This is a genomic window from Vibrio harveyi (assembly GCF_030060435.1).
In the GTDB taxonomy this organism is placed as follows: domain Bacteria; phylum Pseudomonadota; class Gammaproteobacteria; order Enterobacterales; family Vibrionaceae; genus Vibrio; species Vibrio harveyi.
The window spans coordinates 289,768-315,958 of sequence record NZ_CP125875.1 but is presented as its reverse complement, the minus strand read 5'-3'; the positions used below and the strand labels follow the sequence as shown (position 1 = coordinate 315,958).

20 protein-coding genes and 2 tRNA genes are annotated in these 26,191 nt (G+C 45.0%); 4 read left to right on the top strand and 18 right to left on the bottom strand.

The genetic code is table 11. From position 1 onward, the window contains the following. Window positions 1-53: 53 nt before the first annotated feature. From pnp to rlmE, 14 genes are all read right to left on the bottom strand, one after another. Window positions 54-2,186, bottom strand: a complete 2,133-nt coding sequence (gene pnp, locus QMY49_RS01495; RefSeq protein WP_005449145.1) for a polyribonucleotide nucleotidyltransferase — start codon at window positions 2,184-2,186, stop codon at window positions 54-56. A 313-nt stretch (window positions 2,187-2,499) separates the two neighbouring features. Continuing rightward, on the bottom strand, window positions 2,500-2,769 hold the full coding sequence (rpsO, locus tag QMY49_RS01490; protein ID WP_005449146.1) for a 30S ribosomal protein S15: 270 nt from the start codon (window positions 2,767-2,769) through the stop codon (window positions 2,500-2,502). Window positions 2,770-2,918: 149 nt separating this feature from the next. Next, window positions 2,919-3,863, bottom strand: coding sequence for a tRNA pseudouridine(55) synthase TruB (gene truB, locus QMY49_RS01485; RefSeq protein WP_038898000.1), 945 nt, complete (start codon window positions 3,861-3,863; stop codon window positions 2,919-2,921). After that, entirely contained in the window at window positions 3,863-4,270 is a 408-nt protein-coding gene (gene rbfA / locus QMY49_RS01480; RefSeq protein WP_005449148.1) for a 30S ribosome-binding factor RbfA, read from the bottom strand. Before rbfA ends, truB begins: the two co-directional genes overlap by 1 nt. A 109-nt stretch (window positions 4,271-4,379) precedes the next feature. Next, window positions 4,380-7,067, bottom strand: coding sequence for a translation initiation factor IF-2 (infB, locus tag QMY49_RS01475; RefSeq protein WP_283312543.1), 2,688 nt, complete (start codon window positions 7,065-7,067; stop codon window positions 4,380-4,382). 21 nt (window positions 7,068-7,088) lie between these two features. Further along, window positions 7,089-8,576 (bottom strand): transcription termination factor NusA, encoded by a 1,488-nt coding sequence (nusA, locus tag QMY49_RS01470; RefSeq protein ID WP_005449151.1) that lies wholly within the window; start codon window positions 8,574-8,576, stop codon window positions 7,089-7,091. A 36-nt stretch (window positions 8,577-8,612) separates the two neighbouring features. Then, window positions 8,613-9,068, bottom strand: coding sequence for a ribosome maturation factor RimP (rimP, locus tag QMY49_RS01465; protein WP_005449153.1), 456 nt, complete (start codon window positions 9,066-9,068; stop codon window positions 8,613-8,615). A gap of 231 nt (window positions 9,069-9,299) precedes the next feature. Continuing rightward, a tRNA-Met gene (locus QMY49_RS01460) sits at window positions 9,300-9,376 on the bottom strand. 56 nt (window positions 9,377-9,432) lie between these two features. Continuing rightward, window positions 9,433-9,516, bottom strand: a tRNA-Leu gene (locus tag QMY49_RS01455). An 18-nt stretch (window positions 9,517-9,534) separates the two neighbouring features. Continuing rightward, window positions 9,535-9,873, bottom strand: coding sequence for a preprotein translocase subunit SecG (gene secG / locus QMY49_RS01450; RefSeq protein WP_005449155.1), 339 nt, complete (start codon window positions 9,871-9,873; stop codon window positions 9,535-9,537). Window positions 9,874-10,098: 225 nt separating this feature from the next. Beyond that, a complete protein-coding gene (gene glmM / locus QMY49_RS01445) occupies window positions 10,099-11,439 on the bottom strand; it encodes a phosphoglucosamine mutase (RefSeq protein WP_005449157.1) in 1,341 nt (446 codons plus the stop codon). Window positions 11,440-11,457: 18 nt separating this feature from the next. Then, window positions 11,458-12,288 (bottom strand): dihydropteroate synthase, encoded by an 831-nt coding sequence (gene folP, locus QMY49_RS01440; RefSeq protein ID WP_045488767.1) that lies wholly within the window; start codon window positions 12,286-12,288, stop codon window positions 11,458-11,460. A 68-nt stretch (window positions 12,289-12,356) separates the two neighbouring features. Then, window positions 12,357-14,336 (bottom strand): ATP-dependent zinc metalloprotease FtsH, encoded by a 1,980-nt coding sequence (gene ftsH, locus QMY49_RS01435; protein ID WP_009698724.1) that lies wholly within the window; start codon window positions 14,334-14,336, stop codon window positions 12,357-12,359. Window positions 14,337-14,444: 108 nt separating this feature from the next. Continuing rightward, the gene (rlmE, locus tag QMY49_RS01430) at window positions 14,445-15,074 is read right to left on the bottom strand and encodes a 23S rRNA (uridine(2552)-2'-O)-methyltransferase RlmE (protein WP_283312535.1); all 630 of its coding nucleotides are present in this window, start codon (window positions 15,072-15,074) and stop codon (window positions 14,445-14,447) included. Between the two features lie 138 nt (window positions 15,075-15,212). Between rlmE and yhbY the strand changes: the two genes are divergently transcribed. Further along, entirely contained in the window at window positions 15,213-15,509 is a 297-nt protein-coding gene (gene yhbY / locus QMY49_RS01425) for a ribosome assembly RNA-binding protein YhbY (protein ID WP_005425257.1), read from the top strand. A 91-nt stretch (window positions 15,510-15,600) separates the two neighbouring features. On the opposite strand, the gene greA is transcribed toward yhbY, so the two are convergent. After that, complete coding sequence (gene greA / locus QMY49_RS01420; RefSeq protein WP_005439449.1) at window positions 15,601-16,074, bottom strand: transcription elongation factor GreA; 474 nt, start codon at window positions 16,072-16,074, stop codon at window positions 15,601-15,603. Window positions 16,075-16,611: 537 nt separating this feature from the next. Between greA and QMY49_RS01415 the strand changes: the two genes are divergently transcribed. Both QMY49_RS01415 and dacB read left to right on the top strand, forming a co-directional pair. Beyond that, window positions 16,612-17,622: a porin gene (locus QMY49_RS01415; protein WP_017817695.1), complete on the top strand. Its 1,011-nt coding sequence runs from the start codon at window positions 16,612-16,614 to the stop codon at window positions 17,620-17,622. Between the two features lie 116 nt (window positions 17,623-17,738). Beyond that, window positions 17,739-19,163, top strand: coding sequence for a serine-type D-Ala-D-Ala carboxypeptidase (dacB, locus tag QMY49_RS01410; RefSeq protein WP_009698726.1), 1,425 nt, complete (start codon window positions 17,739-17,741; stop codon window positions 19,161-19,163). Here the strand turns inward: dacB and QMY49_RS01405 are convergent. Next, a complete protein-coding gene (locus tag QMY49_RS01405) occupies window positions 19,142-19,987 on the bottom strand; it encodes a magnesium transporter (protein ID WP_005449167.1) in 846 nt (281 codons plus the stop codon). The genes dacB and QMY49_RS01405 overlap by 22 nt on opposite strands. Before the next feature lie 424 nt (window positions 19,988-20,411). Next, a complete protein-coding gene (tyrS, locus tag QMY49_RS01400) occupies window positions 20,412-21,599 on the bottom strand; it encodes a tyrosine--tRNA ligase (RefSeq protein ID WP_005449169.1) in 1,188 nt (395 codons plus the stop codon). Between the two features lie 130 nt (window positions 21,600-21,729). Here tyrS and shyC point away from each other — a divergent pair, with 130 nt between their 5' ends. After that, window positions 21,730-23,019, top strand: coding sequence for a peptidoglycan DD-endopeptidase ShyC (shyC, locus tag QMY49_RS01395; protein ID WP_005449171.1), 1,290 nt, complete (start codon window positions 21,730-21,732; stop codon window positions 23,017-23,019). 36 nt (window positions 23,020-23,055) lie between these two features. Here the strand turns inward: shyC and QMY49_RS01390 are convergent, their stop codons facing one another. After that, window positions 23,056-26,190, bottom strand: a complete 3,135-nt coding sequence (locus tag QMY49_RS01390) for an efflux RND transporter permease subunit (RefSeq protein ID WP_283312530.1) — start codon at window positions 26,188-26,190, stop codon at window positions 23,056-23,058. Window position 26,191: the final 1 nt, after the last annotated feature.

Below are 26,191 nucleotides of genomic sequence, written 5' to 3'. Positions count from 1 at the left end.
TAGCATGCTTTCAGGCTCTTAAGCTAATAAAAGACCAAAAGTCGAATCTTAGATTACTCGCCTTTAGCTTCAGATGCGTCAGACGCTTCTTCTGCTGGCTTCTCTACTGCTTCTTTCATGCTTAAACGTACGCGACCTTGACGGTCGATTTCAAGAACTTTAACTTGAACTTCTTGACCTTCAGTTAGGTAGTCAGACACTTTCTCAACGCGTTTTTCAGCGATTTGAGAGATGTGTACTAGACCATCTTTACCAGGAAGAACCGTTACGAATGCACCAAAGTCAGCTAGACGTGCAACTTTACCAGTGTAGATACGGCCTACTTCAACTTCAGCAGTGATCTCTTCGATGCGACGGATAGCTTCTTTCGCTGCTGCACCTTCAGTTGCAGCAATCTTGATCGTACCGTCGTCTTCGATTTCGATAGTAGTACCAGTCTCTTCAGTTAGAGCACGGATAACTGCACCACCTTTACCGATAACGTCTTTGATCTTCTCTGCGCTGATCTTCATTGTGTGAATGCGAGGAGCGAATTCAGAGATGTCTTCACGAGCACCAGAGATAGCTTCATCCATTACAGATAGGATGTGTTTACGTGCGCCTTGAGCTTGGTTAAGCGCAATTTGCATGATCTCTTTAGTGATACCTTCGATCTTGATGTCCATTTGAAGTGCAGTGATACCAGTGTTAGTACCCGCTACTTTAAAGTCCATGTCACCTAGGTGGTCTTCGTCACCAAGGATGTCTGAAAGAACAACGAAGTCGTCGCCTTCTTTAACAAGACCCATTGCGATACCCGCAACAGAAGACTTGATTGGCACACCTGCATCCATAAGAGCAAGAGAAGTACCACATACAGAAGCCATTGATGATGAACCGTTAGATTCAGTGATTTCCGATACAACACGTACTGTGTATGGGAACTCATCAACAGAAGGCATTACTGCTGCGATACCGCGTTTAGCCAGTTTACCGTGACCGATTTCACGACGCTTAGGAGAACCTACAAAACCAGTTTCGCCTACACAGTACGGAGGGAAGTTGTAGTGTAGTAGGAAGTGATCTTTACGCTCACCCGTTAGTTCGTCGATGATTTGAGCATCACGCTGCGTGCCTAGAGTCGCAGTTACTAGCGCCTGAGTTTCACCACGAGTAAATAGTGAAGAACCGTGTGTACGTGGAAGAACACCAGTACGTACGTCTAGCGCACGAACCATGTCTTTTTCACGACCATCAATACGTGGGTTACCAGCGATGATGCTACGACGTACAACAGTCTTCTCTAGATCGTGGAAGATAGTGTGGATTTCTTTTGTGTTTGCTTCTGGATCTTCAGCAAGAAGAACTTCGTTAACTTCACCAGCAATCTCGTGGATGCGGTCGTAACGAGCCATTTTCTCAGTGATTTGGTAAGCTTCAACCAGTTTAGCTTCAGCAAGTTCAGCAATCTTAGTTACAAGCGCTGTGTTTTCTTCTGGTGCAACCCAATCCCAAGCAGGAGTAGCGACTTCAGCTTTGAATTCGTTGATTGCTTTGATTACCGCTTGTTGTTGATCGTGACCGAATACAACAGCAGATAGCATTTCTTCTTCAGTTAGGTTGTCAGCTTCTGATTCAACCATTAGTACTGCAGATTCAGTACCCGCAACAACTAGGTCTAGCTTAGATGCTTCTAGCTCAGTGTTGCTTGGGTTAAGTACTAGCTGACCGTCGATGTGACCAACACGTGCAGCACCGATAGGACCGTTGAACGGGATACCAGAGATAGCTAGCGCGGCAGACGTACCAATCATCGTTGGGATGTCTGGTTGAACGTCTGGGTTCACAGATACTACTGTCGCGATAACTTGAACTTCGTTTTTGAATGCATCTGGGAATAGAGGACGGATTGGACGGTCGATTAGACGAGCCGTTAGCGTTTCGCCTTCAGAAGGACGACCTTCACGCTTGAAGAAACCACCAGGGATTTTACCTGCTGCGTAAGTACGCTCTTGGTAGTTAACTGTTAGAGGGAAGAAGTCTTGACCTTCAACCGCTTCTTTTTTACCAACTACAGAAACGAATACTGCTGTATCGTCCATAGTAACCATTACTGCAGCCGTAGCTTGACGTGCGATAACGCCAGTTTCTAGAGTAACTGTGTGGTTACCGTACTGGAACGTTTTAACAACTGGTTTTTCGAACATTGTTATTCCTTGTTTCCAAGCGCATCGATTGATTTGCTTAGAGAGTATTGATTGATACCCAAGGCATTACGAATCGCGACTAGTAAAAACAAACTAACTTAGTATTCAGTTCACTTTTAATAGTCGCGACCTTTTGGTCGACGAGGTTGACTGTAATGCAATGAGCTTAGTGAAAATCTCTAAACGAGATTAAGCCGCGTGTAGTATAACGGCATAAGTCTGATTTGGCTAAGCTATAGCAGTCAAAATAAGTAACAGGCAACAAAAAAGGGGCATAAAGCCCCTTTTAGACAAACTGCTATGCAGTCGCTTATTAGCGACGTAGGCCTAGACGCTTGATTAGGTCTTGGTAGCGAGCTAGATCTTTACCTTTTAGGTAATCTAGAAGCTTACGACGACGAGAAACCATACGTAGAAGACCACGACGGCTGTGGTGATCGCCTTTGTGTGCTTTGAAGTGACCTTGTAGGTGGTTGATAGAAGCTGTAAGTAGAGCTACTTGAACTTCTGGTGAACCAGTGTCGCCTTCGCCTTGTGCGTATTCTGCAACGATTGCTGCTTTAGTTTCTGCATTCAGAGACATAATTCTCTCCTAATAAGAGTAGGTTAATATTTGTGTCAGCCAATCTCTGATTCAGCCGACACGAGGAGCGCGAATTATAAGGAAGTTTCCTCACTCGCGCAATATAAAAATACCGGCAATGATGCCGGTATTTTTTAAGCTTTGCGAAGTTACTCTTCGTCGCGGAAAACCACTAAACGTTTTGGTGCTACTTTTCCATCGTCGTTAACTTCTGCTACACCGATAAACAGCTTCTCTTCACCAGAAGTCATACGAATTGGCGTACCCTCTGGCGCACCAAACACCTGCACGGGCATACCGTGTTGTACTAGGTTAGTCAGCTCTGCGTTTAGGTTTACCTCGGGTAAATCTTCAACGGCAGTGTCCATTGGCAGTAGCAGTGGATCAAGCAACTCTTTTGGTGCCACTTCATCACGATGCGCTTGCTCAAGCAGCTCATTAAGTTGCTCTAGCGTCACCATTTTTTCGTACGGGTATTTAGCAACACCAGTACGACGAAGCATAGTCACGTGTGCGCCACAACCAAGCATCTCACCTAGGTCATCAACAATTGTACGGATGTAAGTACCTTTTGAGCAGTGCACTTCCATCTCAACTTCATCACCTTCAAAACGGTGAAGTACGATTTCATATACCGTGATCTTGCGAGATTCACGTGGTACTTCAATGCCTTTGCGAGCGTACTCGTACAACGGCTTGCCTTGGTATTTCAATGCTGAGAACATTGAAGGTACTTGGTCTGATTCACCACGGAACGTATCAATGCACGCTTCTAGCTTCTCCAGATTCACATCAATAGGACGTGTCTCTACCACTTCGCCATCAGAGTCAGACGTATCAGTGCGCTCACCCAGTTTTGCGATTACACGGTAGCGCTTGTCTGAATCCAACAAGAACTGAGAAAACTTGGTTGCTTCGCCTAAGCAGATTGGCAACATGCCCGTCGCTAATGGGTCCAATGCACCCGTATGACCCGCTTTCTCAGCAAAGTAGATACGCTTTACTTTTTGCAGTGCATCATTTGAAGAAATACCTGTTGGTTTATCCAACAAGATAACGCCATTAATTGGACGACCTTTACGACGACGAGCCATTACTCTTCCCCTGCCTGATCTTCTTCGCGACCAGAATCTTGTTGTTTGCGTTTATCTTCGCTCACAACTTCAGAAACTAGGTTCGACATGCGCATACCTTCTACTAGCGTGTTATCGTAGTAGAAACGGATTTCAGGCGTTAGACGTAGGCGAATACGCTTACCTAGCATCATTCGGATGTGCACTTCGTGCTCACGTAGCGCTGCTAGGCATGATTCTGGCGTCTGCTCACCCACGCATAGGAAAGTAACGAATACTTTTGCGTAAGCAAGATCTCGTGATACTTCTACATCTGAAATCGTAACCATGCCTAGGCGAGAGTCACGAACTTCGCGTTGAAGGATCATCGCTAGTTCTTTTTGCAGCTGCTGTGATACGCGCTGCGTGCGGCTAAATTCTTTTGACATATTCATTCTCTTAGATAGAAAGAATGGGGGGATGGTCAAGCCAGCCCCCCATGGTGTATTCAACAACCAATTACTATTTGTCTTTCAGACGGTTAGTAATTTTAGTCAATTAGTCTAGAGTACGTTTTACTTCAACGATTTCGAATACTTCGATCTGGTCGCCCACGCGAACGTCGTTGTAGTTCTTAACGCCGATACCACACTCGTAGCCATTCTTAACTTCTTGAACGTCATCTTTAAAGCGACGAAGTGATTCTAGCTCACCTTCGTAGATAACAACGTTGTCGCGTAGAACGCGGATTGGGTTGTTACGCTTAATTAGACCTTCAGTAACCATACAACCAGCGATTGCGCCCAGTTTCGGTGACTTAAATACGTCACGTACTTCAGCAAGACCAATGATTTCTTGCTTGAATTCTGGAGCAAGCATACCGCCCATTGCTTGTTTAACTTCGTCAATCAATTGGTAAATGATTGAGTAGTAACGTAGATCAACGCTTGCTGCTTCAATCGCACGACGAGCAGATGCGTCAGCACGTACGTTAAAGCCAAGGATGATTGCGTTAGAAGCTTCTGCAAGAACTGCATCAGTTTCTGTAATACCACCAACACCAGAACCAACGATGTTTACTTTCACTTCGTCAGTAGACAGTTTCAGTAGTGAGTCAGCAATCGCTTCCACAGAACCTTGTACGTCTGCTTTAAGAACTACGTTTAGCTCAGCAACTTCACCAGCAGTCATGTTAGAGAACATGTTCTCTAGTTTAGATTTCTGCTGACGAGCAAGTTTCACTTCACGGAACTTACCAGCACGGTAGTTCGCTACTTCACGTGCTTTACGCTCGTCACGTACTACTGTTGCTTCGTCACCTGAAGATGGTACGCCTGAAAGACCTAGGATCTCTACAGGGATAGATGGACCAGCTTCTGTGATTTCTTTACCTAGTTCGTCACGCATTGCACGAACACGGCCGTATTCTTGACCACAAAGGACGATGTCGCCTTTGTTTAGCGTACCTGATTGAACAAGTACTGTTGCTACTGGACCACGACCTTTATCTAGACGAGATTCAACAACAACACCAGACGCCATGCCTTCTGCTACAGCTGTAAGCTCTAGAACTTCAGACTGAAGAAGGATTGCTTCTAAAAGACCGTCAATATTTGTACCCTGTTTAGCAGAGATGTGAACGAACATGTTCTCACCACCCCATTCCTCAGGGATTACGTCGTATTGAGCTAGCTCATTCTTAACGTTGTCTGGGTTCGCGTCTTCTTTATCGATCTTGTTCACAGCAACAATCAAAGGAACGCCTGCCGCTTTCGCGTGCTGGATCGCTTCAACTGTTTGTGGCATCACACCATCGTCTGCTGCTACTACAAGAACAACGATATCTGTAGCTTGAGCACCACGAGCACGCATAGCGGTAAACGCCGCGTGTCCAGGAGTATCAAGGAACGTGATCATGCCGTTATCAGTTTCAACGTGGTAAGCACCGATGTGCTGCGTGATACCGCCCGCTTCGCCTGAAGCAACGTGAGTACGACGGATGTAGTCAAGTGTTGACGTTTTACCGTGGTCAACGTGCCCCATGATTGTTACAACTGGAGCACGAGGTACTGCTTCTGCGTTTGTATCACGATCAGATAGTACTGCTTCTTCCAGTTCGTTCTCTTTACGAAGAACTACCTTGTGGCCCATTTCTTCAGCAACAAGTTGTGCTGTTTCTTGGTCGATCACTTGGTTGATAGTCGCCATAGCGCCCATCTTCATCATTACTTTGATAACTTCTGTCGCTTTAACCGACATCTTGTTAGCAAGTTCAGAAAGAACGATTGTCTCACCAATTACTACATCTTGTTTCGCTACAGTCGCAGACTTGTCGAAACCGTGTTGCATAGAAGTTGGTTTAGCAAGTTTGCCTTTGTTACGGCCCTTGCCACCACGTTGGTTACGACCACCGCGTGATTGTTCTTCTTTGCCAGCTGGTTTCTTCTTCTTACGACGTGCACCGCCTTCTTGTTGACGGTCAGCTGCATCTTCAGCTTCACGTGCGTAACGAGAAGTAGTTACGTGGTAGTCAGAGTTCTCTAGCTCTTTCTTCTTAGTCTCTTCTTCAGACCAACGAGCTTCGTTCTCTTCTGCAAGCTTACGAGCTTCTTCAACGAGTTTTGCAGCTTCTTGCTCTGCTTTACGTTGAGCTTCTTGTTCCTGACGTGCTTTTAGCTCATCAGCTTCTCTCTTAGCTTGCGCATTAGCATCCGCATTTTTTGCATTCATTTCTTTCTTAGCCTTATCAGCTTGTGCGCGTTTTGCCTTTTCTTCAGCTTCACGTTTTGCATCCGCTTCACGTTTCGCTTTCTCATCGGCTTCGCGCTGTGCTTTCTCTGCAGCTTCACGTTTGGCTTGTTCTTCAGCCTCACGCTTCGCAAGCTCTTCAGCTTCACGTTTTGCTGCTTCCTCAGCCTCACGTTTTGCGTCGTCTTCGATAGTGCTGCGCTTCACATATGTGCGCTTCTTACGCACTTCTACTTGAACATCCTTACTTTTGCCGCCACCTGCTGCAACACTTAGCGTGCTACGAGTCTTACGTTGAAGCGTCAGTCTAGTAGGTTCAGATTCGCCCGACTTATCGCCGTGCTCTTTCTTCAGGTGAGAGAGAAGCTTCTGCTTCTCCTCATCCGATACATGGTCAGAACTCGCTTTGTTCATGCCAGCGTCAGCAAGTTGTTCCATTAAGCGGTCGACTGGAGTACCAATCTCTTCACTCAGAGCTTTAACTGTTAATTGTGTCATGCCGCTTCCTCCTTGCTGATATTATGCTTCTTCGCCGAACCAACAGATGTTACGTGCAGCCATGATAAGCTCGCCTGCACGCTCTTCTGTCAGGCCTTCAATACCTTCTAAATCGTCGATACCTTGGTCAGCTAGGTCTTCTAGTGTTGCCACGCCTTTAGCTGCCAGTTTAAACGCCATTTCGCGCTCTAGACCTTCAAGACCTAGCAGATCTTCAGCAGGCTCTAGACCTTCGAATGACTCTTCTTGTGCTAGAGCGATTGTCGTTAGTGCGTCTTTCGCACGGCTACGAAGCTCTTCTACAAGCTCTTCGTTCAGACCATCAACTTCTAGTAGTTCGTTAACAGGAACGTACGCAACTTCTTCTAGTGTTGAGAAACCTTCTTCAACAAGCAATTGAGCGAAGTCTTCTTCAATGTCTAGGTACTTCATGAAGTTTTCGATAGACGCTTGAGACTCTTCAGCGTGTTTCTTCTGAAGATCTGCCACAGTCATTACGTTCAGTTCCCAACCAGTTAGTTGAGAAGCTAGACGTACGTTCTGACCGTTACGACCGATAGCTTGCGCTAGGTTGTCCGCTTCAACAGCGATGTCCATTGAGTGAGCATCTTCATCAACGATGATAGAAGCAACGTCAGCAGGAGCCATTGCGTTGATAACGAATTGAGCTGGGTTATCGTCCCAAAGAACGATATCAATACGCTCACCACCAAGTTCGCCAGATACTGCTTGAACACGAGCACCACGCATACCAACACACGCACCTACAGGGTCGATACGTTTGTCGTTTGTTTTAACAGCGATCTTAGCGCGAGAACCTGGATCACGTGCAGCGCCTTTCAGTTCGATGATTTCTTCAGCGATTTCTGGCACTTCTACGCGGAATAGCTCAGCCAACATTTCTGGCTTAGAGCGAGTGATGAACAGTTGGAAACCACGCGCTTCAGGAGCAACTTTGTACAGAAGACCACGAACACGGTCACCTGGACGGAAGTTTTCACGAGGAAGTTGGTCATCACGTAGGATTACCGCTTCAGCGTTGTTACCTAGATCAAGTACAACTGTATCGCGGTTCACTTTTTTAACAACACCAGTGATCAGATCACCTTCGTTGTCGATGAACTGTTCTACGATTTGTGCACGCTCTGCTTCACGTACTTTTTGTACGATAACTTGCTTAGCAGTTTGAGTCGTAATACGGTCGAATGTAACTGACGGGATATCGTCTTCTACGAAATCACCTAGTTGAATGTCTGCATCTTCGTATTGTGCAGCTTCTAGAGAGATTTCTTTTGTTGGGTTTTCAACGTCTTCTACAACCAACCAACGGCGGAATGTTTCAAACTCACCTGTTTTACGGTCGATAGCTACACGTACATCGATTTCGATTTCGTATTTTTTCTTTGTAGAAGTCGCTAGAGCAATCTCAAGAGCTTCAAAGATACGCTCACGAGGTACCGCTTTTTCGTTCGATACCGCTTCTGCTACCGCTAAAATTTCTTTACTCATTGTATTTAGCCTCTAAGCTTCAAATTTTTTAGGGAACTAAAATTTAGGGATCAGGTTAGCTTTTGAAATGTTACTTAGAGCAAACTCTTCTTGTTGCCCTTCACAAGTAACTGCGATTGTCTCACCATCTACGCTGTGGATAATACCTTTCCACTTACGACGGTTTGCAACAGCCATTTTCAATACGATGCTGACCTCGTGACCAATAAATTGCTCGTAATGTGCTGCTTTGAAAAGTGGTCTTTCTAAGCCTGGAGAAGAAACTTCTAGGCTGTAAGCAACAGAAATTGGATCTTCAACGTCTAGTACTGCGCTAACCTGATGGCTTACTTCTGCACAAGCATCTACGTTGATACCATTTTCATGGTCGATGTAGATGCGTAACGTTGAGTGCGCACCCGCACGAATAAATTCTAATCCAACCAACTCGTAGCCTGATGCCTCTACTGGAGCTTCAAGCATTTCAGTAAGTTGTCTTTCTAAACCAGTCATTTGAACCACTCCAGAAACAAAAAAAGGGCTCAGAGCCCAATCAAAAAACCAAGCAGTATCTGAGTTCATTTACAAAAACTCAGATAACAAAAAACCCCGAAAGTCGGGGTTTTATGCTGCTGGACCCTGATACGTTAAGAATAGCCAAGAAATGCTTTTCTTAACTCACAGTGTGGTTAGCACTGTGCAAACTTGCCAATCGAATCATCCTTTCCAACTGAAAGAAGAGATTGGTTGCGGGGGCCGGATTTGAACCGACGACCTTCGGGTTATGAGCCCGACGAGCTACCAAGCTGCTCCACCCCGCGTCCGACTTGATGAGCATTATACGCTCACACAAGTGATTTACAAGTTTGTAAATTCATGGTGCCGAGAGAGGGACTCGAACCCTCACACCTAAGGCACTAGCACCTCATGCTAGCGTGTCTACCAATTTCACCATCTCGGCTACATAAACCTTTACAGCTTATTGTGGAATCTCATCACCTGCTGGTGCTGGAACTTCACTTGCTGCATCTTTAACTTGTTCTACAACTGGTTGACCTAGTGTTGGGTCTACCCATTGTGACTCAGTCTTGTGCGTAGACATACGACCAAGTAGCAAGCTAACGATAAAAAATACGGTTGCTAAAATAGCAGTTGTTCGGGTTAAGAAATTACCTGAGCCGCTTGCACCAAACACTGTGTTTGAAGCACCTGCACCGAACGAGGCTCCCATATCTGCGCCTTTACCTTGTTGAATCAACACAAGGCCAATCACACCAAGCGCCGCCAACAGGTAAATCACAAGTAGAACTGAAAACATTTTTTTCCACCTATGTTCCAAATTGTTGAGCCAGCGCCGTTCAAAAACAATTGCGTTTATTTATGAACAAGGCTAGCGACCTCCTAACGGGAGGCGGAGCAATACTAGCGAAAGCCAGTAACGCTGACAAGGGAAAATTAGTAAAAAGTCACCACTAACGCATTAAGCGCTCAAAAAAAGGGCAAAAGATGCCCTTTTCTCTCGCAAAACAGGTTAAAGCAATGATTAACAACTTGCTTTTACAGCTTCTGCAATCTTAAGCGCAGAGCTTTGTACAAGTTCAGCATCTTCACCTTCTACCATGACTCGGATTAGAGGCTCTGTACCAGATTTACGTAGTAATACGCGACCTTTGTCACCAAGCTCAGCTTCCACTTCCGCTACTGAGTCTAGTACAACCTGCGCTTCAAGTGGGTTACTTTGACCTGCAAAACGCACGTTTTCTAGTACCTGAGGATAAAGCGTCATGCCTTGTGACAAGTCGTGTAGTGTCATATCACTGCCAACTACAGAAGCAAGAACTTGCAGTGCAGCAACAATTGCATCACCCGTAGTGACTTTGTCTAGTAAGATAACGTGACCTGAGTTTTCAGCGCCAATCTTCCAGCCTTTAGCAAGTAGTTGCTCCATCACGTAACGGTCACCAACTGCGGCACGAACAAATGGGATACCCAGTTGTTTTAGACCATTTTCCATACCTAGGTTGGTCATTAGCGTACCAACAACACCGCCTTTTAGTTCGCCACGACGCAGAGCATCACGAGCGATAATGTAGGCAATTTGGTCGCCGTCAATCTTGTTGCCCAAATGGTCAACCATCATGATGCGGTCGCCATCACCATCGAATGCAAGACCAAGGTGAGCTTGCTCTTCCACAACACGCTTTTGTAGGGCACGAACGTCTGTCGCACCGACTTCTGCATTGATGTTAGTGCCGTTTGGCTCAACACCCATAGCAATCACTTCTGCACCTAACTCTTTGAATACGTTAGGAGCGATGTGGTAAGTCGCACCATGTGCACAGTCAACAACGATCTTAAGGTTTGCTAGGCTAAGTTCTGACGGGAAGGTGCTCTTACAAAATTCAATATAACGACCCGCGGCGTCATTAAGGCGAGTTGCTTTACCAAGTTCAGCAGACTCTACACATTCGATATCTTTATCTAGCTCAGCTTCAATAGCCAGTTCGATGTCATCAGGAAGTTTAGTCCCCTCAGATGAGAAGAACTTAATGCCGTTATCGTAGTATGGGTTATGTGACGCTGAAATAACGATACCAGCTTCCGCTCGGAAAGTTTGTGTTAGGTATGCAACTGCTGGCGTTGGCATCGGACCAGTAAAGGTAGCCTTCAGACCTGCCGCAGCTAGACCAGCTTCAAGTGCAGACTCAAGCATGTAACCTGAAATACGGGTATCTTTACCGATGATAACTTTCTTAGTGCCTTGTTTTGCTAGTACACGACCAGCCGCCCAGCCAAGCTTTAGTACAAAGTCCGGAGTAATTGGGTATTGTCCTACTTTCCCGCGTACACCGTCAGTACCAAAATAACGTCTTTTATCAGACATAAAATTTCCTTAATTCTTTTAGATATTATTGTTCGTCATCTCAACAACTTTCATTGCCTCAATGGTTTCTTCAAAGTCATGTACTCGAATGATCTGCGCACCTTTCATCGCAGCAATTGTCGCGCAGACAACGCTAGCATTTGCGCATTCTGCTGCTGGTTTCTCCAACAATTTAAAGATCATTGATTTACGTGACATACCGGCCAAAATTGGCAGACCGAATTCATGAAACTTATCGAGGTGTGCCAGCATATGATAATTGTGTTCAATGGTTTTGCCAAAGCCAAAGCCTGGATCAAGAATAAGTTGAGACTTATCGATGCCCACGGACTCACAGGCAGCAATGCGTTCTTGAAGAAATGCAGAGACATCATCCATCAGATCATCGTATTGAGGATTAGTTTGCATAGTGCGCGGTTGACCTTTCATATGCATCAAGCAAATAGGAAGGTTTGCTTTCGCGGCAACTTCTAACGCCCCCGGCTCTTGAAGAGCACGCACATCGTTAATCAAGTCCGCCCCGGCTTCAATAGCTTGACGCATGACTTCTGCTTTACTGGTATCAATAGAAATCCACACATCATGTTTTGCGCGAATCGCTTTGATAACAGGGACCACACGCTGCAACTCTTCTTCTAATGCAACATCTGGAGCCCCTGGACGCGTAGACTCCCCGCCAACATCAATAATACTAACGCCAGCAGCAATCATTTTTTCGACTTGAGCAAGTGCACGCTCTAACGAGTTGAATTTACCACCATCAGAAAACGAGTCTGGAGTGACATTGAGGATCGCCATAACATGCGGGTGGGAAAGGTCGAGAGATTTGTTGTTTGCTTTAATAATCATAGCTTTAATAATCACAACAGAAACAAAAACCCCGAGCCTAACTCGGGGTTTTTTATTAACGCTACTCTTTATTCAGAGTCTTTCTTTTCTGGAGCTTCACTTGAAGTCGCTTCTTGAGACGTTGGTTGCTCTACCGGTTTAGTCGGTTCAACTGGTTTCTCTTCCGCTTTCACTTCAGGTTTAGCCTGAGGCTTATCATTATCTTCTGGTTTGTTTGCAGGCTTATCACCCCAACCAGCAGGTTCACGAATCTCAGTCTTACGCTCCATCAGGTCATCAATCTGGCCAGCATCAATGGTTTCATACTTCATTAGCGCATCTTTCATCGCATGCATGATGTCCATGTTGTCTTCCAGAATTTGCTTCGCACGGTCGTAGTTGCGGTCGATGATCTTACGAACTTCATCATCGATTAGCTTCGCTGTGTCATCAGACATATGTTTAGTCTGTGTCACGCTACGTCCTAGGAACACTTCACCTTCTTCTTCCGCATATAGAAGCGGACCAAGTTTTTCAGAGAAGCCCCATTGCGTCACCATCTTACGAGCAATATCAGTTGCACGCTCGATATCGTTCGATGCACCCGTCGATACTTTATCAGCACCGTAGATTAGCTCTTCAGCAAGACGACCACCGTACAAACTAGAAACCATAGATTCTAGGTGTTGGCGAGACATGCTCACACGGTCTTGCTCTGGTAGGTACATAGTCACACCAAGCGCACGACCACGTGGAATGATAGAGACTTTGTACACAGGGTCATGTTCTGGTACTAGGCGACCAACAATCGCGTGACCTGCTTCGTGGTAAGCAGTTGACTCTTTTACTTCTTCAGACATCACCATTGAACGGCGCTCTGCACCCATCATGATTTTGTCTTTCGCTAGTTCAAATTCAACCATAGAAACGTTGCGCTTGTTACCACGCGCAGCAAATAGGGCTGCTTCGTTTACTAGGTTTGCTAAGTCAGCACCGGAGAAACCAGGTGTACCACGTGCGATTAGAGAAGGCTCTACGTCACCTGCTAGAGGTACTTTGCGCATGTGTACTTTAAGAATCTGTTCACGACCACGTACGTCTGGAAGACCAACAACAACTTGACGGTCAAAACGACCAGGACGCAGTAGTGCTGGGTCCAACACGTCTGGACGGTTAGTCGCTGCGATAACAATGATACCTTCGTTACCTTCGAAACCATCCATTTCAACGAGCATTTGGTTTAGAGTTTGTTCACGTTCATCGTGACCACCACCTACACCAGCACCACGCTGACGACCTACTGCATCAATCTCATCGATAAAGATGATACAAGGTGCCGCTTTCTTCGCTTGTTCGAACATGTCACGCACACGAGACGCACCAACACCAACAAACATTTCTACGAAGTCAGAACCAGAGATAGTAAAGAAAGGCACTTTTGCTTCACCAGCAATGGCTTTCGCTAGAAGCGTTTTACCAGTACCTGGAGGACCAACCATAAGTACACCTGTCGGGATCTTACCGCCCAATTTTTGGAATCGGCTTGGATCGCGTAGGTAGTCAACCAGCTCTTTAACGTCTTCTTTTGCTTCATCACAACCTGCGACGTCCGCAAAAGTCGTCTTGATCTGCTCTTCGCTCATCATACGAGCTTTGCTCTTACCGAAAGACATGGCGCCTTTACCGCCGCCGCCTTGCATTTGACGCATGAAGAAAATCCACACACCAATCAGTAAGATCATAGGGAACCAAGAAATGAAGATTGTGCCAAGTAAGCTTTGCTCTTCAGGAGGCGTACCTTGCACTTTCACGTTTTGGTTAATTAGGTCATCTAGAAGCTTTTGATCGTACACAGGCATGTAAGTGACCATTTTGGCACCGCCGCCACGACGAACAAAACTAATTTCACCGTCTTTAAAAGTTGCTTCTTGAATCTGGCCTTGGCCAACTTCCTGTACAAACGTGGTGTAATCCACGGTTCTGCCATTGCTCTCTCCAGGGCCAAAGCTCTGGAATACCGACATCAACACGACAGCGATAACAAGCCACAGAATTAAATTTTTTGCCATGTCACTCAAGGTGTCAGCCTCTCGATAACTAATTGTAATTAAAGGTAGGGTACTACAGTTTATTAGCTGTAGCTATAGTGTTAACCATGCTCTAAACGAGCGAAATAGTTAACCTTTGTAACCAGTGGCTACAACAAAGACTTCTCGTGAGCGAGCTCGCGATGAGTCTGGTTTTCTGATTTTTACGACTTTAAACATGTCTCGGACTTCTTTCACAAATTGATCGAAGCCTTCACCCTGGAAAACCTTTACGACAAAGCTACCATTAGGTGCTAGAACTTGTCGACACATATCTAAAGCCAATTCAACTAAATACATAGCTCGTGGCTGATCTACGGAATTGTTACCAGCGATGTTTGGAGCCATATCAGACATTACTACGTCCACCATCGAAGGTTGGATTCTTTCCAATAGAGCGTCTAAAACCGCCTCGTCACGAAAGTCACCTTGCAAAAAGCTTACACCAGCGATTGGATCCATAGGTAATAAGTCACATGCGATGATTTGACCTTCTTCACCTATTATCTTAGCAGCATATTGAGACCATCCACCTGGAGCGGCGCCTAAATCGACGACTGTCATCCCAGATTTCAACAATTTATCTTTTATTTGGATCTCTTCAATTTTGAAGTAAGCACGAGAACGATAGCCTTTTTTACGAGCTTCGTTCGCATATTTATCGTCAAAGTGTTCTTTCAACCAACGACCAGAACTAGCCGAATGTTTTTGTTTACTCATCTTAATCCCAACAAGGCGTAATTAGGAGCTATTGTTTTAATAGGCTCAACCTATTACTCAATAAATTATAGTCTTCAGCAATAGATGGCGTTAAAATAGCTTTTTTCAACCCTTATTTTAAAGAAAATTGGCCGCGTAATGAACCTAAGCACCAAACAAAAGCAGCACCTAAAAGGCCTGGCTCACAGTTTAAAACCTGTTGTGCTAATGGGCGCAAATGGACTTACAGAAGCCGTGCTAGCAGAAATTGAAATCGCTCTTGACCACCACGAACTGATCAAAATTAAAGTTGCATCAGAAGACCGTGAGACAAAACAGCTGATCATCGACGCTATCGTACGTGAGACGGGCGCTGAAAAAGTTCAGACAATCGGTAAGGTACTTGTGCTATACCGCCAGTCTGAAGAGCGTAAAATCGAAATCCCACGTAAGTAATACCTACTTGCGCAGCGGAAGAAGAAAAGGTCGCCATAGGCGACCTTTTTTGCATCTAGAGTTTATTTCAACTAACCGTTAGAACACGAAGTTAGATGTACTCAACGCTGTCGATTTCGAAGTCTTTCGCTCCGCCAGGAGTTTGAATAACAACTTCGTCACCTTCCATTTTACCGATCAGGCCACGAGCAATTGGCGAGCTAATCGAAATACGACCCGCTTTAATATCTGCTTCGTCATCACCCACGATTTGGTAGGTTTTCTCTTCTTCTGTATCACAGTCAATCAGAGTAACGGTTGAACCAAAAATCACCTTACCAGTGTTGTCCATCGTTGTTACGTCAATGACTTGAGCAACAGATAGCTTGTATTCAATGTCACGAATTTGTGCTTCACAGATCCCCTGCTCTTCACGAGCAGCGTGGTATTCTGCGTTTTCCTTCAAGTCGCCTAGTTCACGCGCTTCTGCGATTGCTTCTGAAATTTGCGGGCGAAGCTTTAGTAGACGATCGAGTTCTGTACGTAGCAACTGTTCGCCACGTAGTGTCATTGGAACTTTTTCCATTATATAACCTCAAGGCCAAAGGTGTCTTTGGACAAAAAAATCCCACCCAATCATAGGGACTGGGTAGTACGTTCAAAGATTCTGTTTTGGTTAGTTTAAACAAACTAGGGTGTGAAATCACCTTAATTCGATTTCGCGACTCAGTTGTGTGGTTAATACCACGCCATCAATCGTTTTTAGATTTACGCATCATCGCAATTTATTGAAAAACAACACTGTTCATTACACTAAAAACATCAAAAAAGATAAAAACAAATCAATGTCAGACCAATGTTAGGCAAGATATAATCATTTAAAAACAACACTTTAAGATGAAATAACAACTAATTGAACAGTGTTCATTAGTTGGATTTATATCATTTTACTAACTCATAAGGAAACTTTAGCAGTAAAACATGTCCGGCAAGTTATTTCGTTATGGCTTTTTCGAGTGTGGGCATTTGCCGCGAATGAAACTATACGAACAACAATAGCTTGTGAGAGATAACCTCTCCCCCATAAAACAATGATTATGGACAGCTAACTAGGACAAATAAGATGAAAAAGACTCTAATTGCTCTTTCTGTATCTGCAGCAGCTATGGCAACTGGCGTTAACGCAGCTGAACTTTACAACCAAGACGGCACTTCTCTAGAAATGGGCGGTCGTGCTGAAGCACGTCTATCTATGAAAGATGGCGACGTAGCGGACAACTCTCGTATCCGTCTAAACTTCCTTGGCACACAAGCAATCAACGACAACCTATACGGTGTTGGTTTCTGGGAAGGTGAATTTACTACTGCTGAAGAAGGCGGCGTAGACGGCAACAGCAACCTTGACACTCGTTACGCATACGCTGGTCTAGGCGGTGCATTCGGTGAAGTTACTTACGGTAAAAACGACGGTGCGCTAGGCGTTATCACTGACTTCACAGATATCATGGCGTACGCTGGTAACTCTGCTGCTGACAAACTAGCTGCAGCTGACCGTTCAGACAACATGCTGTCTTACAAAGGTCAATTCGAAAACCTAGCAGTTAAAGCTAGCTACCGTTTCGCTGACCGCGTAGAAAACGCAGCTGGTACTGAGTACACTGATAACGGCGAAGATGGCTACTCTCTATCTGCTATCTACACTCTAGGCGACACTGGTCTTGACCTAGGTGCTGGTTACGCAGACCAATCTGACGCTAACGAATACATGCTTGCTGCTTCTTACACAATGAACGACCTATACTTTGCAGGTCTATTCACTGACGGTGAAAAAGAAGCAACATTCAAGAAAACAGTAGATTACACTGGTTACGAACTAGCAGGTGCTTACACTCTAGGTCAAACAGTGTTCACAACGACGTACAACAACGCAGAAACTAACAACGAAACTTCTGCAAACAACTTCGCGGTTGACGCGTCTTACTACTTCAAGCCTAACTTCCGTGGTTACGTATCGTACAACTTCAACCTAATTGATGCTGGCGATGCTATGGGCTCAACGACTTCTGCTAACTACAAAGCAACGAAGATCGATTCTGAAGACGAGCTAGCTCTAGGTCTACGTTACGACTTCTAATTCAGTCTTACGACTTGAAGATAAAATGCTCGCTTATGCGGGCATTTTTTATATCCAGAATTCTGCGATTTTTCGGTATATACTCAATTGCATAACTAACCTCACGAACTATTACTATGCGCTTACGTTGGTCATTGTTACTACTCTCTAGCCTTACTCCACTTCTCTCTTTTGCTTATCCCCACCAAGAGGTGCTGCCAGACGGAGCACGTATCAGTCTGGTTGCTGAAAAGCTTAATGGGCAAAGTGAGCTAAAAGGCATTCATCCTACTGAGCAGTATTTCCCCCCAGCAAGTACATTAAAAGTTGTCACAGCCTTGGCTGCAAAGCTTGAGCTGGGCAATGGCTTTACTTTTCGTACAACGTTAGAAAGCTCCAACTCTGACGCCGTCTTTACTTTTTCCGGCGATCCTACGCTTGTAACGCAAGATCTTAAAACCATGCTGACACGAGCGAAGAAAAACGGTCTAAACCGAATCAATGGGGATCTTTGGTTAGATAACAGCGCTTTTACTGGCTACAACCGTGCCGTTGGATGGCCATGGGATATTCTAGGCGTTTGCTATAGCGCACCAGCATCTGCTGTGACACTGAATGAAAATTGCGTTCAAGCATCGATATACACACAAAAAAACGGTACAACTCGTGTTTATGTTCCTGAGCATCAACCAATTAATGTCGCCACCAGCGCTCAAACCGTGTCAAAAAGCGTCCAGAAGAGCCGTCATTGTGATTTGGAGCTCATCGCTAACCCAAACAACCAATATCAACTAACCGGCTGCTTAGTAGACCGTGGCGATAAACCACTCCCCCTCAAGTTTGCAGTGCAAGATCCTGAAGGCTACACAAGCCAAAAAGTAGAGAAATTGCTCAAGCAAGTCGGCATTTCATTAAAAGGAAAAATTCGAGTCGGCAAAGCACCTGAAAAGTCACGCAAGTTATTGGCAGTACACAAATCAAAACCATTACCACAGTTGCTTGATGAGATGTTAAAACGCTCAGATAACTTAATTGCCGATACTCTTACTAAAACACTTGGCGCTAAGTTCTTTGTGCAACCTGGCAGTTTTACTAACGGCACTGAAGCAATCAAACAAATCATTTTCTCCAATACGGGGATCGACATTCGCAATGCCCGATTAGAAGATGGGTCAGGTTTATCACGCAATAACCGCATTTCAGCGAAGTCGATGGCTGCTATCTTGCGCTACATTTGGCAACACGAACAAGAACTCAACTTGATAGCAATTATGCCAAAGTCCGGTGAATCAGGAACATTGCAGTACCGCCAGAGTATGCGTAAAGCTCCTATTAAAGGACAGTTGATTGCAAAAAGCGGGTCCTTGTACGGCACGTACAATATGGCGGGGTATGGGCTTGATAAAAACGGCAAACCAAACACGCTATTTGTTCAGTTTGTGTCGGACTATTTCCCAGAAAAAAGGGACGATAACAAGCCTGTCGTCGCCCCGATTACTCGTTTTGAGAAATTGTTTTACCAAGACATTGTGAGTTTTAGTCAGGCAATGCCTAAGAAGTAGTTCACCACGGTAAAGTAGATCCACATACCTGAGATATCGACGATCGATGCTAATACTGGGCTCACCAATACGGCGGGGTCCAGTTTACATGCACGCGCTATGATAGGAAGTAATCCTCCAAGTGTGGTTGAGATAGTCACCTGAATAAATAACGCAACCGCAATGGCTAATGCGATATCTTCCAGTGCAAAGCCCCCTGTTGATTGCCCACCACTAAATAGCATGATTCGACCAATCATCACGATCGCAATCGCCAAGGCAATAAACAGCGCTACGCGACTTTCTTTCCACAAAACTTCTAACCATTGGCGTTTCTTTAACTCTCCAGTGGCGAGTGCGCGAATGACTAAGGTCGCAGCCTGAGTTCCGGTATTACCACCAGCAGCAGCGATTACGGGCATATATACGGCAAGCAATACAAGTTGACTTAAAGTGTCCTCATACTGAGCAATGATCAAACCCGACACTATCCCTAAAAGGGCAAGAGCAATGATCCAACCAATACGCTGCTTCACATGTTCCAACACACTAGTCGATAAGTAGCCATCTGGTGTATCGACTTCCGACATATGTAAACCTAATTGGTGAGCATAGTGACGAGCACGTTTATCATATCCAGCTTGTTCAAGTTGAGCGATAAGGCTATTCACATAGCCAACCGAGCAGTGCTGCAAAATACCAACCGCCTCATCAATAGGCATGATCGTTAGTAGGTGCAATTGTTGCTCTTGTTCGTATTGCAAAAAGGCATTACGAGCGGCACCAATCTCCACTTCGGAGAAGTTTGGTGTTGTTTCAATAAAAGTGTTGTTCATTACCGTCATGGCGAATCTCCCGATTGGCATTGGTAACGACCATCGACAACGCACGCAAAAAGCTTTCTGCACACCCGACTTGTATAAATACAAATGCAGGACGCGCGAAAACATCAATGCCAAAGCACTGTCTATTCAGAATTTATGAAAGGAAATAATAAAAGGAAAACTAGAAGAAAAGATGCCTCACCACTAAGGTAAGGCGGAGATCGCCAATACCGAAGCGGGTTATTTCGCTCCCTTAATCTTACTCACCCAACAACTGGGAGGATGGTCGGTATTGTTCATGTAAATCTCCGATAAAGCTGCTCACGTAGCAGCGCGCGTATAGTAACAAAGTTCGACCATTTTTACAGTCAATCTCGCGTGTATTCACCAAATTTTAATACAAAAAAAGCGCCTATAAGGCGCTTTCATTTTGAACAGTTATTGATTACTTAATAGTAATACGTGCGAATTTACGTTTACCTACTTGGAATACGTAAGTGCCTGCTTCAGGAACAAACTTCGCATCAGCAACTTTCTCGCCTTCGATCTTAGCTGCGCCTTGCTTAACCATGCGCATAGCTTCAGAAGTTGAAGCACATAGACCCGCTTCTTTCAATAGATTTGCTACTGGCGTGCCAGTCTCAAAATCAAACTCTGGCATTTCGTCAGGAATTTGATTTTTCGCGAAACGGTTAACGAACTCTTGCTCTGCCGCATCTGCATCTGCTTCACTGTGGAAGCGTGCAATGATTTCTTTTGCTAGCAGTACTTTGATATCACGAGGGTTCTTGCCTGCTTCTACATCCGCTTTAAATTGTGCAATTTCTTCTAGAGGACGGAAAGACAACAGCTCGTAGTAGCTCCACATTAGATCATCAGAGATGGACATGATCTTACCAAACATTTCGCTTGGTGCTTCGCTGATACCAATGTAGTTACCAGAAGATTTAGACATCTTCTTCTCACCATCTAGACCGACTAGAAGTGGCATCATAAGAACAACTTGTGGTTTTTGACCGTGAGATTTTTGCAACTCGCGCCCCATCAGTAGGTTGAACTTCTGGTCAGTACCACCCAGTTCAACGTCAGTTTCCATTGCTACTGAGTCCCAACCTTGAAGTAGTGGGTACATGAACTCATGGATAGCAATTGGCTGACCACCAGCGTAACGCTTTTTAAAATCATCACGCTCTAGCATACGAGCAACAGTTTGGTTTGCAGCAAGACGGATCATGCCTTCTGCACCAAGCTCAGATAGCCACTCAGAGTTGAACTGAATTTTTGTCTTAGCTGGGTCTAGGATTTTGAACACCTGTTCTTTGTACGTTTCTGCGTTACGTAGCACGTCTTCACGGCTTAGCGGTGGACGAGTTGTGTTCTTGCCTGTTGGGTCACCAACCATTGCAGTGAAATCACCGATAAGGAATGTCACTTCATGACCTAGTTCTTGGAACAAGCGAAGCTTATTGAAAATAACCGTATGGCCTAGGTGAATGTCAGGTGCTGTTGGATCGGCGCCCAATTTAATACGTAGAGGACGACCTTCTTTAAGTTTTGCGATCAGCTCTTCTTCTGGAATCAGCTCTTCAACACCGCGCTTAATCTCGGCTAGTGCAGCTTCAATGCTCGCCATTCTTGTTCACTCCCACAGATTTGGCAAAAATATAATAGCTGAACATCTTACTTGAATAGCGATGCATTTTGAAACACGTTAGACTAGGTAGTTGTCAATTTTTACGTTTAATTTAGTAATCAAGTACCTCATGCATTCGATTTTTGTCCGACTCCCACTCTTGCACAAAGTACTGATCGGCTTTTTTAGTGCACTTATCATCGTCGCGCTATTTTTCTTACCCGATCCGCAAGACCTCGATCCGCAGCAAAGCCGCCTTAAAGTTGGCGAGCATTATCCAGTGTCGATATCTGTCGAATCACCAGAGCGCAGCGCTTCTTCTAATCTTCCTTCTGTCTTGCGTTGGGAAACATATAAGGTCAAAAATGGGGAAAGTGCAGCGGTACTTTTTAACCGCGTCGGCTTATCCCCTCGTCTTTTGCATGAACTGATCACTTCAGATAAAGAAATCAAACAGCAGCTCTCTCGTCTTCGTCCAGGAGATAAGCTGAAATTTGGGTTTGATGAAAACAACGACTTTGTTCAACTTCAACGCACGCTGAATGCGTTTGAAACTTTCCGCATTAAGCTGCAAGGCAACAAATACGTCTCAGAGATCGATAAAAAAGAAGTCGATTATCAGTACAACTACGCTGAAGCGACGATTAAATCTAACTTCTGGAATGCCGGTATTTCATCTGGGTTGAATGCAAACCAAATTATGGAGCTGGCAGGCATTTTTGGTTGGGACATCGACTTTGCATTGGATATTCGTAAAAACGATACTTTCCGTGTGCTTTACCAAGAAGAAGTCGTCGAAGGTGAAGTCATTGGGCGAGGAAAAATTATTGCTGCAGTGTTTAAGAACCAAGGTGATACCTTTACTGCAATTTTGGATGAAAAGAGCGGCAAGTATTACGATGAAAATGGTCGAGCCATGAAGAAAGCCTTTTTGCGTGCGCCATTGGACTTCCGTCGCGTAACGTCTAATTTCAACCCTCGTCGTTTACACCCTGTCACTGGTAAGGTTCGTCCTCACCGAGGCACCGACTACGCTGCGCCTGTTGGCACACCGATCTGGGCTGCTGGTGATGGTGTGGTACAAAAGTCTGCCTACAATAAGTTTAACGGCAACTATGTATTCATCAAACACAGCAACACTTACATTACCAAATACCTGCATTTAACTAAACGCATGGTTAAGACAGGACAGCGAGTGAAACAAGGACAAACCATTGGTACGCTCGGCGGCACTGGGCGGGTTACGGGACCTCACTTGCACTACGAATTCTTGGTAAACGGCGTACACAAGAACGCTAGAACAGTTAAGCTTCCGCAGTCAAAATCTTTAACGGGTAAAGCAAAACAAACCTTCATGGCGAACGCAAAAGTGAGCATGGCAAAACTAGAACGCTACAGTAAGTTGCTCGCAATGAAATAAATAAGTCGTGATTCACGACAATACCTAAGAGGCAGCTTACGCTGCCTCTTTTGTTTCAGGTTCAGGTTCGTCAATATTGTGCTCTCTACCTAGCATCAATAAACATGGAGTAAGCACTAGAGTTAACACGGTTGCAAATGCGAGCCCACCTGCAACTGCAGTTGCTAATTGAGACCACCACTGCGTACTCGGTGCACCAAATTCAATCTTCTGGTTAACTAAGTCGATGTTCATCTCTAGCACCATTGGCAGCAAGCCAAGTATCGTCGTTACTGTGGTCAACAATACAGGTCGCAGACGCTGTACTCCGGTACGCAAAATTGCGTCTGACTTTTCTAGCCCTCGTTTACGCATCTGATTGTAAGTATCTATCAATACAATATTGTTGTTCACAACAATCCCGGCCAGTGCGATCACCCCAATGCCCGACATAATAATGCCGAATGGCTTTTGGAAAATCAGCAATCCAGCAAACACACCGACCGTAGAGAAAAGCACTGCACTTAGGATCAAAAAGGCGTGATAGAAGCTATTAAACTGAGTAATCAAAATGAGCGCCATCACACCAAGAGCAACCATAAAAGCATTTTGCAAGAAAGCGGAAGAGTTCTCTTGCTCTTCGTTTTGCCCACGAATTTTAAACTCAATCCCAGCAGGTAAACCCAATTGCGCCACTTCCGCCGTTATCTTTGGTAGCTCCAGTGCGAGGTTATACCCCTCAACCATATCCGCTTTGATATTTACCACTCGGCGCCCATCAACTCGGCGAATCGTATCCTGCTTATGATCCGGTTTAATTTGAGCAAAGTTAGTAATCGGTACTAAGCCCGCAGCCGTTTTCACTCTCAGCTGATCAAAACGCCCAATATCACGCTTATCTTGCGGATAACGTACTAAGATATCGACTTCTTCATCGGCATCATCCGGAAGATAATCACCAATCTTCAAACCGTTGGTAACAAACTGAACGGTGTTTCCAACCAACGTTGCATCGGCCGCAAAGCGAGAAGCATCGTCTCTGCGGATATCAATCTGCCAATCAATTCCTTCTTTATTCGTTGTATCACTTAAGTTAGTTAACGCAGGGTTACGATCAGCCCAGTAACGAACCATTTTGGCGGCACTGTCCAATTGATCGATACTTGAGTTTTGCGCCGACATTTCAATCACGAGATCATGCTCAACTGGTGGTCCTGCATCGGGGAATTTGTATTCCAACTCAACACCGGAGAATTGATTGGTGGTTTGCTTAAGTTCCTCAATAATATCTTTGACTTTACGGCGATATTGCCAATCCACCGGCGTGATCTGAATTTGCCCAATCTCATCACCATCATTTGAATCGGAGCCAGTACGTGTGTAGACGCTTTCAAACTCATCATGCCCTAACATTACTTTCTCAATTTCTTTCATTACGATGTCTTTCTCATTGATCGACAAATCACCATAAGAACGAACTTTGACCGTAAAGAAGGCGGGATCCACTTCAGGAAAGAACTCCGCACCTAAGCCGGCTTTGTTGTAAGTAAAGCCAACACCACCCGCGAGCAAAATTGCGCTGAGTAACACTTTCAATGGATGTCGGATCGCGATAGACAGGGTTTGGTAATAAAGCTTGGTAATGCCTGTCGCTTTATCAAATTCACCATTATGCAGGTCAACCATCTCTTGCTGACGCTGTGCATCGACGACTTGAGGCTTACCAATGATTCCACCAATCACAGGGACGAAAAGTAATGCCATCATTAGCGAAGCACTGAGGGTTGCAATGAGAGTTAATGGTAAGTATTTCATGAACTCACCAGTAATATCCGGCCAAAATAGCAGTGGTGCAAACGCTGCCAAAGTGGTTGCTGTAGAAGCAGTAATCGGCCATGCCATACGTTTTGCTGCATCCCTATATGCTTCTTTACGTGGTGTGCCCTCTTGCATCCGCCTATCAGCAAATTCCGTAACAACAATGGCACCATCGACTAACATGCCTACAGCCATAATCAGTGCGAATAGCACCACGATGTTGACGGTCAAACCAAAAACCGACAACACCAATAAGCCAGTTAAGAAAGAGCCCGGAATAGAAATACCAACTAACAGTGCCGTTCGAACACCCAGAATGGCAATGATGACAATAACGACCAGAATAATTGCAGACAGAATGTTGTTTTGCAGATCGCTAAGCATCAGCTTAACGTCATCAGACTGATCCCAAGTGTATTTAACTTGCAGGTTATTCGGCCAACCAGTCTGCTTTTGCGCTTCAATCAGAACTTGTTTAACGAGCTCAACCGTTTCTATGATGTTTTCACCGGCACGCTTTTTCACATTGAGCACCACCGCTGGTTCACCATCTAAACGAGCAAAACTTTCAGGGTCACGGAAGGCTCGGCGCACTGTCGCGACATCACCAAAAGTGATCACCTCTTTGCCATTTACCTTGATCGGTAGTTCTAATACATCTTTTAACGAATCAAATACGGAAGGGACTTTAACCGAGAAGCGACCATAACCAGTATCGACAAAGCCAGCAGCAACCACTCGGTTGTTTAAAGCAATCAAATTGTAGATATCGGCTTGATCCAAACCGTAACTTTCCATCAATAACGGATCGACCACGATCTCAACGATATCTTCGCGATCCCCCGCAATATCGACTTCCAATATCTGACGATAGCTTTCTAACTTATCACGTAAAGCTCGTGCGATTTGTACTGTTGTACGCTCAGGGACTGTGCCATACAGAACCAGAGTGAGGACAGGCTCTTCAGATGCGAATGTTACTTCGTTAACTGTTGGCTCATCACTGTCTTCAGGCAATTTAGGTTTAGCAAGATCCACCGCATCACGAACATCAGCCATAGCTTCAGCTAAGTCAACGCCGACACTGAACTCTAGAGTAACCGACGCATGTCCCTCTGAAGCAATCGCGGTCATCTCCTTAACGCCTTCTATTGAACGAAGCTCTTGCTCTATCGGACGAACCAATAAGCGCTCCGCATCGGTCGGGGAAATACCTTGGTGACTAACCGAAACATAGATAATAGGGATGGTAATGTCGGGGCTCGACTCTTTCGGAATCGTAATGTAGGTGATCACTCCGGCAATCAAAATCATCACCAACAATGTAAGCATGGTACGTGCACGCGATAACGCAGCATCAATCAAAGCAAACATA